General features: G+C 73.0%; 15 protein-coding genes. 10 read left to right on the top strand and 5 right to left on the bottom strand.

Annotation, left to right across the window (positions count from 1 at the left end; all coding sequences use genetic code 11):
- Positions 1-16: 16 nt before the first annotated feature.
- The 4 genes from FZC61_RS22825 to FZC61_RS00065 are packed head-to-tail and all read right to left on the bottom strand — an operon-like array spanning position 17 to position 5,083.
- Positions 17-877 carry a hypothetical protein gene (locus FZC61_RS22825; RefSeq protein WP_170285905.1) on the bottom strand — a complete coding sequence of 287 codons (861 nt, stop codon included), beginning with the start codon at positions 875-877 and terminating at the stop codon, positions 17-19.
- Positions 874-2,586: a hypothetical protein gene (locus tag FZC61_RS00075; RefSeq protein ID WP_148611264.1), complete on the bottom strand. Its 1,713-nt coding sequence runs from the start codon at positions 2,584-2,586 to the stop codon at positions 874-876. Before FZC61_RS00075 ends, FZC61_RS22825 begins: the two co-directional genes overlap by 4 nt.
- Entirely contained in the window at positions 2,583-4,811 is a 2,229-nt protein-coding gene (locus tag FZC61_RS00070; protein WP_148611262.1) for a glycosyltransferase, read from the bottom strand. Before FZC61_RS00070 ends, FZC61_RS00075 begins: the two co-directional genes overlap by 4 nt.
- Entirely contained in the window at positions 4,808-5,083 is a 276-nt protein-coding gene (locus tag FZC61_RS00065; protein WP_148611260.1) for a hypothetical protein, read from the bottom strand. Before FZC61_RS00065 ends, FZC61_RS00070 begins: the two co-directional genes overlap by 4 nt.
- Positions 5,084-5,272: 189 nt before the next feature.
- Between FZC61_RS00065 and FZC61_RS00060 the strand changes: the two genes are divergently transcribed.
- The 8 genes from FZC61_RS00060 (at position 5,273) to FZC61_RS00025 (ending at position 11,908) form a co-directional block, all read left to right on the top strand.
- A complete protein-coding gene (locus tag FZC61_RS00060) occupies positions 5,273-6,541 on the top strand; it encodes a hydroxyacid-oxoacid transhydrogenase (protein WP_148611258.1) in 1,269 nt (422 codons plus the stop codon).
- A 19-nt stretch (positions 6,542-6,560) separates the two neighbouring features.
- The gene (locus tag FZC61_RS00055) at positions 6,561-6,896 is read left to right on the top strand and encodes a hypothetical protein (RefSeq protein ID WP_148611256.1); all 336 of its coding nucleotides are present in this window, start codon (positions 6,561-6,563) and stop codon (positions 6,894-6,896) included.
- A 203-nt stretch (positions 6,897-7,099) separates the two neighbouring features.
- On the top strand, positions 7,100-7,360 hold the full coding sequence (locus tag FZC61_RS00050) for a hypothetical protein (protein ID WP_148611254.1): 261 nt from the start codon (positions 7,100-7,102) through the stop codon (positions 7,358-7,360).
- Positions 7,361-7,551: 191 nt separating this feature from the next.
- Positions 7,552-7,698, top strand: coding sequence for a hypothetical protein (locus tag FZC61_RS22820; RefSeq protein WP_170285909.1), 147 nt, complete (start codon positions 7,552-7,554; stop codon positions 7,696-7,698).
- A 13-nt stretch (positions 7,699-7,711) separates the two neighbouring features.
- Positions 7,712-8,494 (top strand): VOC family protein, encoded by a 783-nt coding sequence (locus FZC61_RS23530; protein WP_246142445.1) that lies wholly within the window; start codon positions 7,712-7,714, stop codon positions 8,492-8,494.
- A 131-nt stretch (positions 8,495-8,625) separates the two neighbouring features.
- Positions 8,626-9,834: a class I SAM-dependent methyltransferase gene (locus FZC61_RS00035; RefSeq protein ID WP_148611252.1), complete on the top strand. Its 1,209-nt coding sequence runs from the start codon at positions 8,626-8,628 to the stop codon at positions 9,832-9,834.
- Positions 9,831-10,862 (top strand): hypothetical protein, encoded by a 1,032-nt coding sequence (locus FZC61_RS00030; protein ID WP_148611250.1) that lies wholly within the window; start codon positions 9,831-9,833, stop codon positions 10,860-10,862. The genes FZC61_RS00035 and FZC61_RS00030 overlap by 4 nt, the downstream gene beginning before the upstream one ends.
- A 35-nt stretch (positions 10,863-10,897) precedes the next feature.
- Complete coding sequence (locus FZC61_RS00025) at positions 10,898-11,908, top strand: DNA topoisomerase IB (protein ID WP_148611249.1); 1,011 nt, start codon at positions 10,898-10,900, stop codon at positions 11,906-11,908.
- 78 nt (positions 11,909-11,986) lie between these two features.
- On the opposite strand, the gene serC is transcribed toward FZC61_RS00025, so the two are convergent.
- Positions 11,987-13,105: a phosphoserine transaminase gene (gene serC, locus FZC61_RS00020; RefSeq protein WP_148611248.1), complete on the bottom strand. Its 1,119-nt coding sequence runs from the start codon at positions 13,103-13,105 to the stop codon at positions 11,987-11,989.
- A gap of 48 nt (positions 13,106-13,153) precedes the next feature.
- On the opposite strand from serC, the gene FZC61_RS00015 reads away from it, so the two are divergent.
- Together FZC61_RS00015 and FZC61_RS00010 are read left to right on the top strand one after the other, a co-directional pair.
- Positions 13,154-13,666: a GNAT family N-acetyltransferase gene (locus FZC61_RS00015; protein WP_148611246.1), complete on the top strand. Its 513-nt coding sequence runs from the start codon at positions 13,154-13,156 to the stop codon at positions 13,664-13,666.
- 50 nt (positions 13,667-13,716) lie between these two features.
- On the top strand, positions 13,717-14,304 hold the full coding sequence (locus FZC61_RS00010; protein WP_148611245.1) for a VldE C-terminal domain-containing protein: 588 nt from the start codon (positions 13,717-13,719) through the stop codon (positions 14,302-14,304).
- Positions 14,305-14,527: the final 223 nt, after the last annotated feature.

The raw sequence follows: 14,527 nt of genomic DNA, 5'->3' as shown, positions 1-14,527 counted from the left end.
GACGTCGCGGTAGGGCTCAGACCCGGCGGGGGATGTCGCGGTGCGGCAGGTCGGGGGTGTCGTCGAGGTCGAACGCGTCGGCGGTCTCGACCGCCTCGGCGAAGCGGGAGAGGGTCTCGCCGATCTCGTGGAGCTCGTCGCCCTGCTGCTGCAGGTCGGGGCCGGCCTGACCGGTGCGTGCGCGGGCGGCGAACACCAGGGCGTGGGCCTCACGTCGGGCGTGCAGCCGGATCAGCTCGGCGTCGAGGTCGGCCTGCGACGTGAGGAGCTCGCAGCGGCGCGCCGTCTCGAGCTCGAGGGCCACGACGTGGCGCTCGTGCGCCTCGTTGACCCGGCGCATCGCGGCGATCACCGACGCGGCGACCTCGGCGACCGACCGGCTGACGCTGTCGTCGAACAGGGCCGCGGAGGGCTGGGCCGCGACCCCGTCGACCTCGCCGGCCTCGCCGATCGCGTCGACGGCGGGGACGACCGTGGGGTGCTCACCGGTGTCCTTGACCATCAGCTCCATCAGGACCTCGAGCATCTCGCCGGTGCTCTGCGCGGCCTTGAGCGTCTCCTCGTCGAGGGCCTCGACGGTGGGCAGCGCCGGGACCCGGTCGGGCGTGGGCGGCGTGGGTGCGGGCGGCTCGGCTGCGGCGGGGGCTGCGGCGGGGGCTGCGGTGGGTGCTGCTGCGGTGGGTGCTGGGGGCGCGACGGCGTCGGGTACGGCGCGGGGCGGGGTCGGGTCGACCTCGCGCGGCCCGCGGTCGCGCCCGTCCTCACGGAAGCGTCCGCTGAGGCTGGTCCCGAAGTCGACCTTGCCCACCCGGGTGGTCGAGGAGGTGATGTCGGCGACCGACGGTGCCTTGGCGATCGTGGACAGCTTCTTCGTCATCTCGGCGTGGCTCCTGACGGGTCGTCGGTGGTGTCGGCGGGTGGCCCCGGCGACGTGAGGGGACTGGGTGGCTGCTCGCCGGCGCGGTCGTCGTCGGGCACCGAGACCAGGACGTAGCGCTGGTTGGTGAAGACCGGACGCAGGTCGGGGTCGTCACCGGTGACGGCGGCGGGGTAGCGCCGGCTGAGCTCGTCGCGGGCGGTGTCGGTGCTGAGCAGGAGGTAGTGCACGGGGTCGGCGGGTGCCTGCGCGGCCGCGGTCCACGCCTCGTCGGACCGGTCGACCCGGTCGAGGAACAGGTCCGGGGCACCGGTCAGCAGGATCACGGCGTACGTCGAGGCGTCGTCGGTGAGGATCGACCCGGTCGCGTCGACGTGGTCGGAGATGTAGTCGGCCATCTGCTGCTCGGCGTCGTAGCCGACCAGGGAGCCGTCGACGGCCCGCGCGCCCTCCTGGCTCTCGCCGGAGGTGACCGCGTCGTGGAACGCCCGCTCGAGGCCCTGGTGGCGGAAGGTCTGCATGGCCGAGAACGTCCAGGGGATGCTGGCGAACAGGGCCAGGGCGAGACCGGTGGCGACGAGGGTGTTGTCCTGCACCGCCGAGCGGGCCAACCAGACGCCGCCCACGACGGAGACGAGCAGGATCGGCAGTGCGCCCTCGAGCTGCATCGGCGAGTCGGTCAGACCCGTCGCCGTGGCCAGTGCCGGGACCAGGATCGAGACCAGCAGCATGACCCCGAGCCACAGGGCGAAGCCGTTGCGGCGCGCCAGCCCGGCGACGAGCAGCGCCGGCAGCACCACGAGGGCGATCGGGGCGCCGTGGACCACCAGGTCGGCGGTGCCGCGGGCCAGGTCGACCGGCGACTGGTCGGCCAGGCCCGTGGCCGCGACGTCGCGGTTGTCGCTCACCCAGCGCCACGGCTCGGCGTGGACGACGAGGTTGAACGCCGACCAGACCGCGACGGCGAAGACGGTCGGGGCGGCCAGACCCACCGTGGTGCCCTCTATCTCGGTGCCGTCGGCGCCGAGCCGGGCGAGCACCGCGGCGACCATCACCAGGCCCACGGCGAACCACACGAGGCTGCCGTAGCCGGCGAGGGTACCGACGGCGAAGGCGACCGCGGCGACCATCACGAAGCGGATGTCGGCGGTGACGTACCAGGCGAGCAGGGCGCCCAGGGCCGCGACGACGAACGCCAGCCACAGGAAGTCACGGCTGCCGAGGGCGGCGTACATCACGACGAGGGGGTTGAGCCCGAGCCCGGCGAGCACGGCGAGCCGCACCGGGAGCACCACCAGCGCGCGACGCATCATCGTGTTGACGGTGACCAGGGTGAACGCAGCGAACAGTGCCGAGACCACCGGGACGACCGCCAGCGACGCCGTGAGCGACGGGACCGCCGCGAAGGGCACCAGTAGCAGCACCGCCAGCGGCGGGTAGTCGACACCCACCGCGGCCAGGGTCGAGGGGTCGTCGGCGGTCACCATGAGAGCACGGTTGAAGCGGTCGAGGGTCTCGGTCGCGACGACGTGGAGGTCGACCACGAGCCAGTGGCCGATCACGGAGTAGAGGACCGCGAAGGCGACGAAGATCGTCAGGCTCTCGCCCCGGCGGCGCGAGACGTCGGCGGGACGCCGGCCGACCGCCTGGACGACGCCCGAGGCGGGCTCGAGGTCGGCCACGACCCGCGTGGGGGGTGTGGCCGTCATGCCGAGACCCGCGAGGCGTAGGCGCCCAGCGTCTCGTGGGCCTCGTAGGTCTGGTGGACGGGGGCCGATTCGTGCGACCCGCGGCCGTCGAGCGCGGGGCGGACCTCGGGCTCGTCGAGCCCGTGCTCGGTCTTCTCCCAGTAGAAGGGGTTGGTGAACAGCTGCAGGAGGCCGCGCCAGGCGGCGTAGCTCATCAGGCCCCAGTAGATCGGTGACAGCAGGGCGATCCGGGTGAGCCCGAAGTCACCGCGCTGCAGGCTGCCGGCGACGTTGAGGTAGACGAAGGTAAAGTTGCCGACGACGAGCATCACGCTCGCGATGCACAGGACCGGGGTGGGGAACGCGTCCTGGATGACCGACCACCGGGTGAGCAGGTAGGCGGTGGTGAGGGTCCAGAAGAGCGGGTTCATGAGCAGCACGAGCGTGGTGGCCATGGTCAGGTTGAAGGACACGAAGCCCCGGGGCCCGACCTGGCGCAGCAGCTGGGCCGGGTGACGCATGTGCACCAGCCAGGTCTGCAGGTGGCCCTTGCTCCAGCGCGAGCGCTGACGGACCCAGTTGCCGACGTGGGAGTTGGCCTCCTCGAGCGTGGTCGAGTCGACCATCGCGGTGCGGTAGCCCTCGCGGTGCAGCCGGATGCCGAGGTCGGCGTCCTCGGTGACGTTGAAGGGGTCCCAGCCCCCGAGCTCGCGCAGGACCGCGGTCTTGAAGTGGTTGGACGAGCCGCCCAACGGGATCGGCGACCCCGACGCGCCCAGGGCGGGCAGGACCAGGTCGAACTGCATGGAGTACTCGTTGGCGAACCAGGACGTCAGCAGGTTCTGGTCCTGGTTGTAGTAGTTGAGCTTGGCCTGGATGCACACCACGTCGTCGGTGGCGCGGTCGAAGGCGATGAGCGCCTTCTTGAGCTGGTCGGGGTCGGGCCGGTCCTCCGCGTCGTAGATGACGCAGAACGTGCCGGTGGCCAGCTGGAGACCGTAGTTGCAGGCCTTGGGCTTGGTCTTGGGCTGGCTGTCGGGGACCACCACCAGGTGGATGTGCGGCGGGAGCGCCAGCGCGACCACCTGGTCGATGGTCTCGAGGTCGTCGGCCTCGCACAGCAGCTTGATGTCGAGGCGCGAGCGCGGGTAGTCGAGCGCGTCCAGGTCGCGCAGCAGGCGGGGCACGATGTCGGCCTCGCGGTACAGCGGCACGAGGATCGTGTAGACCGGGAGGGTGCGCTCGTCGAGGGCGGCGACCTCCGCGACCGAGACGTCGGTCTCGAGGCGGCTGCCGAGGGCCTGCAGGCTCAGCCGGATGCGGTGCACCGACACCAGGAGGTACAGGACGCTGGCGACGGCGACCACCGCGGTCGCGGTGCCGGCCGGCCGGAAGACCGCGCACACCACGGCGGCCACGACCAGGGCCAGCAGCACGGACCGCTGGGCGGGGGTCGCGACGACGTGGGCCGAGCTCGCGGGCGCGGTGCGGGCCAGGAACCCGGTCGCGACCTCGGTGTAGTGGTGGCTGTGGATGCGCTGGACGAGCTGGTCGAGGTCGCTGCGGTTGGCGAGCAGCTGGCGCCACGGCTGCTCGAGCGCCTCGTCGACCGTGCGGGCGTCCTCGGGCGAGAGCGGCCGGGCCACGGCGATCAGGACCTCGCCCTCGTGCTCGGCCACGGGCAGGGCCTGCAGGGTGCGGGCGACCCGCTCCGGCAACCGCCGGGCGATCTCGTAGTCGGGCTCGAAGCCCGCGAGGCCGACCCGCTGCAGCTGGTGCATCTCGGAGAGCGCCGCGACCAGGACGTCCTCGGACAGGGAGCCGTGGGACACCAGGATGTCGCCCAGCGGGTCACCGGTGCGGGCGTACTCGAGCATCGCGCGCTGCAGCTCGGCTGCGGTGACCAGGCCGCTGCGCGTGAGCATCTGGGTCATCTGCATGCGGGCACGACGCGCCTGGGGCGACTCGACCTCGGCCTCGACCGGCGGATAGGCCTCGTCGACGGCCTCGATGATCTCGGCGGCCGTGTGGCGCACCAGGGTGACCGGTCGGTCGAGACGCTCGGTGACGACGTGCTCGGTGATCGTGTCGTCGGCGTCGGTGGCCGCCACGAGGACCCGGCCCTGGTGCAGGCCGTAGGGCATCACGCGGAACGTGCGACAGATGCCCTCGGGCAGAGCGTGCTCGAGGCAGGGCTCGACGCCACCCGTGAGCCGGGGCAGCGAGCGCGTGGGCGCAGCGCTCACCGGACGCCCGACCCGAAGCCGTGTCCGAGCGCGCCGGCGCCGTCGTCGCTTGCCGTGCCGGAGGGGGTGTCGGACGTCGTGGCGCCGGCGGACCGCGCGGAGCGCGGGCGCAGCACGAGGTAGCAGGCCAGGGCGACGCCGAACAGCGCCAGCGGAGCCAGGAGGAAGGCCGAGAACACCACGACGAAGGCCACGAGGGTCACCACGAGACCCGTCACCGCGGCCGCGACGGACGTGCCCGCCTGACGCGACGAAGTGCTGTGGACCGACATGAGTGAAATCCCCCCTGGTGGACCGAGGTCGCCCGCCCGGGAAAGGCGGCCCTCGGTCCTGACTCCCGTGAAGTAACCCATGGGTACGGCACACGGTTCAACCAGCGTCCGGTAACAGGTTTTGTTGCCTTCACGTCACAGTCGCGTGCGGCGTGACAGGAGTCACGGGAGGGGTCCTAGGGTGGACGGGTGAGCGAGACCGTCTTCACCTACGCAGCCCCGGCCCTCAAGTTCGGTGCGGGAGCCTCCTCGGAGATCGGGCACGACCTCGCGGCCCTCGGGGCACGCCGGGTGCTGCTCGTGACCGACCCCGGCGTGGCCGCGACCGGGCACCCGGCACGCATCGCCGAGCAGGTCGCGGCGCGCGGCCTCGAGGTGACGACGTACGACGCCGCGCGGGTCGAGCCGACCGACGAGTCGATGCGCCACGCGATCGAGTTCGCCCGCGACGCCGGTCCCTTCGACGCGATCGTCGCGGTCGGCGGCGGGTCGGCGATCGACACCGCCAAGGCGGTCAACCTGCTCACCACCAACCCCGGCGACCTGATGGACTACCTCAACGCCCCCGTCGGCAAGGCGCAGGCGCCCACCCAGCCGCTGCTGCCGCTGGTCGCCGTACCGACCACGACCGGCACCGGCAGCGAGAGCACCACCATCTGCGTGCTCGACGTGCTGTCGCTGCACGTCAAGACCGGCATCAGCCACCCCAAGCTGCGGCCCACCATGGCGGTCGTCGACCCGTCGCTGACGATCACCCAGCCCGCGATGGTCACCGCGGCCGCCGGGATGGACATCCTGTGCCACGCCCTGGAGAGCTACACCGCGCGGTGGTTCGGCGACTTCGAGGCCAAGCAGCCCGAGCAGCGCGTGCCCTACTGCGGCGCCAACCCGATCGCCGACCTGTGGTCGGAGAAGGCGATGGCGCTGCTGGCCGGGTCGTTCCGCGCCGCGGTCGCCGACGGGTCCGACGTGACCGCGCGCGAGCAGATGTCGCTCGCCGCGACCTTCGCCGGCCTCGGGTTCGGCAACGCCGGCGTGCACGTGCCGCACGCCAACGCCTACCCGATCGCTGGCCGGGTGCGCGACTACCGCCCCGACGGCTACCCGCCCGCCGAGGCGATCGTGCCCCACGGCATGGCCGTCTCGCTGACGGCCCCCGAGGCCTTCCGTTTCACCTACGACGCCTCGCCCGAGCGCCACCTGGCCGCCGCGCGCCTGCTCGACCCGACGCTGTCGTCGTCGGCCCACGGCCCCGACGTGCTGCCGGGGGTCCTCTCGACCCTGATGCGTGACATCGGCATCCCCAACGGGCTGGCCGAGGTCGGCTACGGCGACGCCGACGTCGACGCCCTGGTCGACGGGGCCCTGAAGCAGCAGCGGCTGCTCGCGACCGCCCCCAAGACCGTCACCGGCGACGACCTGGCGGGGGTCTTCCGCAGCTCCATGGAGCTGTGGTGACGACTCGAGCGACCTCATCGTGAACGAGGCCGTCGCCGGCCCGGGACGGCGCTCGCCGTGGCGGCTCGCCGCCCGCGCGGCCGTGTCGCTGGTCGTCATCGCCGTGGTGGCGTGTGCGGTGCTGTTCGCGTTCGTCCTCTCGGTCCTGCAGTGCGACGACGGCTGTCCCGACAACTACGAGGGCGACTGGCGCTACGCGGCCCAGTTCGTGCTGGCGGCTGCGGCCGGCGTCCTCACCCTGGCGGCAGCAGCGCTCGGCTTCACCGCCCGTCGCGACGCCTACCACCTGGCAGCGGCGTTCGCCGGGGCGCTCTCGGTGGTGTGGGTGGTGTGGTTGTTCGACGGCGGCTTCTGACGTCGGCTGTGGGGGCTTCGCGGTGGTTGCTGAGGTGTCAGCGCAGCGAGCCTCGGAGGGCTCGTCGCTGGCGCTCCTCGCACCTCGAGCACCGGAGTGTCCGGCGTGGTGACCTTGTGCCCTCCTGCTCGCGGCCGCCTCACGCCCATGCTGGGGACGGCCGTGCCGGGTGGTGCGGCGCGAGGAGCAGCCGGGAGGGCACCATGACGCAGTCCGTGCACGAGGGCGACAGCTCTCCGACCATCGAGCTCTGCGTCTACCGCGAGGGCGAGCTGTTGGCCCGTGAGCTCTGCGAGTCCGAGGAGGACGCCGCCGAGGCGGCGCGGCGGTGGGCGGAGACCGGCAACGTGACCTTCACCGTCGACGACGTGTCGTTCCGGCACTCGCCCGAGGACGTGCTGGCTCCCGAGCCGGCCGGGTGGGACGACGACGAGCCGGCCCCGGCCGACGAGCCCGCCGGGTAGCCGTACCCGCCTCACGCCCCCACGGGGACGGGAGTCCAGCGAGTCCAGCTCCGCGCGGCAGGGTCCTTGGTCCCGCCATGAGGATCGTTCGGGCCCTTCCCGGGCCCGCCCAGCGGCGTACGGTGAAGGTGGGTCCGGCCGCGGCCCTCCCTGCCTCGACCGGTCTCGTCACGGACGACCAGGGAGGGATCATGTGTGTCCAACTCATCCAGGGACCCTGCAGACGACAGGACGAGGCCCACGCACTGCTCGACGAGCGGGCCCGGCGCCTCGACGCGCTGATGGACGGTCCGCTCGAGTCCCACGACCTGCACCACCCCCGTTTCGAGAGCGCCTGAGGAGGCGATCGTCATGCTGCTGCAAGACAGTCAGGTCACTGCCAACATCCCGGCCCGCGACATCGAGCGGGCCCGCCGCTTCTACGCCGACAAGCTCGGCCTGCGCCCCGCCGAGGAGGACCCCGGCGGCCTGCTCTACCACACGACCCGGGGCACGACGTTCCACGTCTACGAGACCGAGCACGCCGGGAAGTCCGAGCACACGATCGCCCAGTTCAAGGTGCCCGACGTGGGCCCCGTCGTCTCTGACCTCCGGGCGCAGGGCGTCACGTTCGAGCACTACGACCTGCCCGGGCTGGCCTGGGACGGCGACGTCGCGGGGCTGGGCGACGCCGGGCACGCCGCGTGGTTCAGGGACAGCGAGGGCAACATCCTCTGCATCGACGACGCCACCGACGACGCCACCGACAACGACACCGACGAGGACCGCCGGCTCGGGGCGTCGATCGCCGTGCGCAACATCGCCGACCCGCACGAGACCCGGCCCTTCGCGGCACACGGACGCATGGACGTCGTCACCCTGGGCGACTTCACGCTCGGCATGGGCACCTTCGAGCCCGGGTGGCGCTGGTCGACCGACGTCAGGCCGATCGCCGGGACCGACACCTGCCAGGTCCGCCACACCGGGGTCTGCGTCGCGGGCCGGATGACGGTGCTCATGGACGACGGCACCGAGAGGCAGATCTGCGCCGGCGACGTCGTGCTGATCGAGCCGGGGCACGACGCCTGGGTCGACGGCGACGAGGCGTGCGTGCTCTACGACACCGGGGTCGCGGCGTACGCCAGGCCGCGCTGACGCAGGACGCCCCGTGGCCGGTGCCCGGTGGCCTCCTAGGCTGGGGGAGTGAACCCCCGCCACCGCCGCCTCGTGATCTCGCTGGCGCTCGTGGGGCTGCTGCTCGTCGTGGTCGTCGCGGCGGCGCTGAAGTGAGCGACTCCCTCGACCGGGCGCTCGCGCTGGTGCGCGACGCGCTGCTCGACGCCGACGGCCTCGTCCGGGCCGTCGCCTCGGGGCGTCGCAGGGCTGCGGCCCCGTCGTGGCGGCGGGTGGAGGCCCGCTGGGTCGACCTCAAGGCCGGCCGCCACCTCCAGCTGACGTCGTACGACGCCACGCAGGCCCACACCGGCAACCACGCGATCGGGCCCGAGGCGGCCCGGGCGGTCGACGCGCTACTCGCCGAGCCGTTCGGCAGCTGGCACGTCGAGACCGCGACGCACACCCACCAGGTCCGGGTCTCCAAGCGCGACGAGGCCTTCGTCTCCAGCAAGGCGCGTGCCGAGCCCGTCGAGGTCGAGCACCGCCACGACCGCACCAAGGACCGCCGCCTGGCCGACGACGACCCCGTGTGGCAGGCGCTGGGCCTGGCCGACGCCCACGGGCGCGTCAAGCCGAGCCGCCAGGCCAAGTACCGCCAGGTCGAGGAGTTCCTGCGACTGCTCGACACGGTGGTCACCGAGGCCCAGGCCGCCGGGCACCTGCGCCACCCGACCGTCGACGACCCGCTGCGCGTCGTCGACCTGGGCTGCGGCAATGCCTACCTCACCATCGCGGCGCAGCGCTTCCTCGTCGAGGTCCGTGGGCTGCCGGTGACGGTGACCGGCGTCGACGTGCGCGAGCAGTCGCGCCAGCGCAACGCCGACGTCGCCGCGGGGCTCGGCCTCGACGCGAGCTTCGTGGCCGGCACGATCGCCGAGGCCGTCGTCGAGCCCGCGCCCGAGGTCGTGCTGGCCCTGCACGCGTGCGACACCGCCACCGACGACGCCCTGGCCCGCGCGGTCGCGTGGCGGTCGCCGGTCGTGCTGGCCGCGCCCTGCTGCCACCACGACGTCGCCACGCAGCTGCGCCGCGGGCCCACGCCGGCGGCGTACGCCGAGCTGGTCCGGCACGGCATCCTGCGCGAGCGGCTCGCCGACACGCTCACCGACGGGCTGCGCAGCTCGCTGATGCGGCTGCAGGGCTATCGCGTCGACGTCGTGCAGTTCGTCGAGAGCAAGCACACGCCCCGCAACACGATGCTGCGCGCCGTGCGCACCGGGGTGGTGCCCGACGGCGTGCGCGACGACTACGACGCGCTGGTCGGCGAGTGGCACCTGCGGCCGGCACTGGCCGGGCTGCTCGGCGTCAGCGGGTCATGAGGACCACCAGGACCGCAGCACGGGCGGTGGCCCTGGCCGTCGCGGTGCCGTTCGTCGTCGGCCTGGTCGACCTCGCCTCGGCCGGCGCGGCGCCGTCCGGCAGGGTAGAGCTCACCTTCACCGACCCCGCGATCGTCGAGTCCAGCGGGCTGGTGGCGCGTGACGGCCTGGTCGTCACGGTCAACGACTCGGGCGACACCGGTCGGGTCTTCGCCGTCGACCGGCGCACCGGCGACACCGTCGGGGTCACGACCTGGTCCGACGACCCCGAGGACGTCGAGGCCCTCGCCCCGGCCGGTGCCGGCCACGTCTGGGTCGCCGACATCGGCGACAACGCCGAGGCCCGCGACTCGGTGTCGGTCACGCGGGTCCCGGTGGGTCGCGGCGACCACGACGTGCGCGGCGACGTCACGACCTACGAGCTGGTCTACCCCGGCGGGGCACGTGACGCCGAGACCCTGCTCGTCGACCCCGACGGCCGTCTCGTGGTCGTCACCAAGGGCGTCTTCGGTGCCGAGGTGCTGCGCGCGCCCGCCCGTCTGGATCCCGGCCGGCCCAACCGGATGCGCGCCGTGGGCACCGCCCGCGCGATCGCCACCGACGGGGCGTTCTGGCCCGACGGCCGCCACCTCGTGGTCCGCGGCTACTCCTCCGCGAGCGTCTACGCCTGGCCCTCGCTCGGCCTGGTCGCCCGCTTCGACCTGCCCGACCAGCCGCAGGGCGAGGGCATCACCGTCGACGAGGACGGCGTCGTGCTCATCAGCACCGAGGGCGTGCGCACCGACGTGCTGCGGGTGCGGCTGCCGCGCCGGGCCGCCGCCGCGGTGGCGCCGGTGGCCCCGGTGGCCCCGCCGCCGTCGGTCACGGCCTCTCCCTCGACCGACAGCGGGGTCGCCGCCCGACCGGTCGACGGCGTGGACGCCCCCGACGTGGTCGGCGGGCGCTCGGGCCGGTCCTACGTCATCGGCGCCGGCTTCGCCCTGGTGATGCTGGTGCTGCTGGTGAGGTCGCTCCGTCCTCGTGGGTGAGGTCACCGGCCCGGGGCCGTCCCTAGGGTCGTCGGGTGGTGAGACTGCGTCGTACGTCGCCGGACCAGCCGGGCTGGACCCGGCGGCGGGCGGGCTCGGGGTTCGTCTACCTCGACGGTGACGGCGACCGGCTGCCGCCCGAGGACGCCGCCCGGGTCAAGGCGCTGGTGATCCCGCCGGCCTGGCGCGACGTGTGGGTGACGCCGTACGCCAACGGGCACCTGCAGGCCGTCGGCACCGACGACGCCGGGCGCCGCCAGTACCTCTACCACCCCGAGTGGCGGGTGCGCCGCGACGCGGAGAAGTTCGAGCGGATGCTGCTGTTCGGCAAGGGCCTGGTCAAGGCGCGCGAGCTGGTGCTGGCCGACCTCGGGCGCGAGGGGATGCCGCTCGAGCGCGCGTGCGCGGCCGCCGTGCGCCTGCTCGACCTGGGCTACTTCCGCATCGGCAACGACGTCTACGCCGACACCAACGGCTCCTTCGGGCTCACCACGATCGAGCGACGCCACGTCAAGCGCCACCAGGACCGGCTGGTCTTCACGTTCACCGGCAAGTCCGGCGTCGACCACCGCATCGAGATCGACGACGCGACGGTCATCGAGGCCGTCGAGATCATGCGCCGGCGACGGGCCAGGGACGACCCGCGGCTGATGGCCTACCAGGAGGGTCGCTCGTGGCGCTCGGTCATCCCCGACCTGGTCAACGGCTACGTCCGCCAGACCACCGGGCTCGAGGCCACGGCCAAGGACTTCCGCACCTGGCACGCGACCGTGCTCGCCGCGGCGGCGCTCGCCGAGACCGCCGAGCACGGCGAGACCAAGGCCTCGCGCAAGCGGGCGGTCTCGGGCGCGATGAAGGAGGTCTCGGACTTCTTGGGCAACACCCCGACCCTGGCGCGGTCGTCGTACGTCGACCCGAGGGTGATCGAGGCCTACGAGCGCGGGATCACCATCCAGCGCACCACCCGACGTACCTTCGACAACCCCGACGAGCGGCAGGCCGCCCTGGAGCGCGCGACCCTCCGGCTGATCAAGCAGGTCGGCTGAGGGGATAGTCCCTGACGAAAATCAAGGATTTCGCGACCGGATCGTTGATTTTCGTCAGGGACTATCCCGACGGCAGGCTCAGAAACGCTCGACGACGAAGTCGATGCAGCGGGTGAGGGCCTCGACGTCGGACGGGTCGATGGCGGGGTACATCGCGATCCGCAGCTGGTTCTGACCGAGCTTGCGGTAGGGCTCGGTGTCGACGACGCCGTGGGCGCGCAGCACCCGGGCGACCTCGGCGGCGTCGACGGACTCGTCGAAGTTGATCGTGCCGATGACCAGCGACCGGTGGGCCGGCTCGGGCACGTAGGGATAGGCGTACGACGACCGCTCGGCCCAGCCGTAGAGCGCGTCGGAGGAGGCGGTGGTGCGCTCGACCATGCCGGGCAGGCGCCCGTGGGCGTTCATCCAGTCGAGCTGCTCGGCCATCAGGAAGAACGTGGCGACGGCGGGGGTGTTGTAGGTCTGGTTCTTCAGCGAGTTGTCGATCGCCGTGGGGAGGTCGAAGAACGCCGGGACGTGGCGCCCGCTCGCCGCGATCCGCGCGGCGCGCTCGAGGGCGGCCGGCGACATGATCGCGATCCACAACCCGCCGTCGGAGGCGAAGGACTTCTGCGGTGCGAAGTAGTAGACGTCGGTCTCGGCCAGGTCGACCGGCAGGCCGCCGGCGCCCGAGGTGGCGTCGACGAGCACCAGGGCGTCGTCGGCGGTGGTGCCCGCTGGCCGGACCACCGGTGCCATCACCGCGGTCGAGGTCTCGTTGTGGGCCCACGCGTAGGTGTCGACGCCGTCCTCGGCGACCGGGGCCGGCAGCGTGCCGGGGGCCGCGGCGATCACCGACGGGTCCTCGAGCCAGGGAGCGGCCGTCGCGGCCTGGGCGAACTTGGCGGTGAACTCGCCGAACGTCAGGTGCTGGCTGCGGCGATCGATCAGCCCGTAGGTGGCGACGTCCCAGAACGCCGTCGCGCCGCCGTTGCCGAGCACGACCTCGTAGCCGTCGGGCATCGAGAAGAAGTCGGCCAGACCGGCGCGGACGCGACCGACCAGGTCGCGCACCGGGGCCTGGCGGTGGGAGGTGCCCATCAACGAGCGCCCGGTGGCGGCCAGGGCGTCGAGATGCGCCGGGTCGATCTTCGACGGTCCGGCCCCGAAGCGTCCGTCGCGGGGCAGCAGGTCGGCGGGGATCTCGATCGTCACGCGTCCTAGTGTGTCAGCGGCCCGCACCCCGACCAGCGAGGAGTCCAGATGCGCTTGGAGCGCGTCCCCTACGGCGACCCGGACGCGTTGCGCCTGGTCGACGAGGTCCAGGCCGAGTACGTCGAGCGCTACGGCGGGCCCGATGAGACCCCGCTCGACCCGCTGATGTTCGAGCCGCCGGCGGGCAGCTTCTACGTGGGCTACGACGAGGACGGCGCCCCGGTGGCGACCGGGGCGTGGCGGCGCTCGCAGGTCACGGTGTTCGGCACGTCGCGCACCGCCGAGGTCAAGCGCATGTACGTCGTCCCGGCGGCGCGCGGCCGCGGTCTGGCCCGAGTCGTGCTGGCCCACCTCGAGGCGACCGCGCGCGAGGCGGGGGCCGAGGCGCTGGTGCTGGAGACCGGCACCAAGCAGCCCGAGGCGATCGCGCTCTACGAGTCCTCCGGCTACCGACGGGTGCCGGGATTCGGCTTCTACAAGGACGCGCCGCTCAGCCGCTGCTTCGGCAAGGACCTGCGCCGTGGTCCACGCGGGGGTCTGGCCACGACGACGTCGGTGTGAGAACACGGCGAAGGCGGGACCGAGCGTCGTAGGGCGTCTAGCATCGCCGAATGCCTCGAACCCTGCTGTGCGAGCTCCTGCTGACGTCGCTGCTCACGTCGCTGCTGGCAGCGGTGCTGGCCGTGCCGGCGACGGCGGCCCCGCCGCTCGAGCCGTACGCCGCCTACCAGCCGGCCACGCGCTGCGCGCCGGCCGCGAAGCCGGGCACGCGCGAGCTGGCGCGCTGGCTGGTCAAGCGCTTCGGCAGCCACACCAGCGTCTCGCGCAGCTGCCGGCGGGGGAGCGCGGTGACCTCGGAGCACCAGGAGGGCCGGGCCATCGACTGGTTCGCCGACGCCCGGACACCCCGCGGACGCAAGGCCGCGCGCCGCGTCCTCGACACCCTGTTCGCCTCCGACGCCGACGGCAACCCGGCAGCCAAGGCCCGCCGGATGGGCGTCATGTACGTCATCTGGAACGACCACATGTACGCCGCCTGGCGCGAGTTCCGCCCCGAGCCCTACCTCAGCTCGTCGTGCCGCACCCGGCGGCGGTGCTCCACGACCCTGCGGCACCGCGACCACGTGCACGTCTCGCTGACCCGCAAGGCCGCCCGCGGTCGCACGTCCTGGTACGAACGGCCCTCGGGCCGGCGGTGAGCACCGCTCACGACGGCGCCGGGTCGGCGCACAGGTGCGCCGACCCGGCGTGGTCGTGTGGATCAGGTCAGCGGGTCAGCCGGCCCACTCGGCCTTCCAGCCGTCGACCTCGTCGGCGCTGCGGGAGGCGGGGCCGGTGTAGACCGCGGAGGGGCGGATCAGGCGGCCGGTGCGCTTTTGCTCCAGGATGTGGGCCGACCAGCCGCCGGTGCGCGCGCAGGTG

The organism is Nocardioides rubriscoriae (assembly GCF_008087085.1).
GTDB lineage: Bacteria > Actinomycetota > Actinomycetes > Propionibacteriales > Nocardioidaceae > Nocardioides > Nocardioides rubriscoriae.
This window is presented reverse-complemented; position numbering and strand designations above follow the sequence as displayed.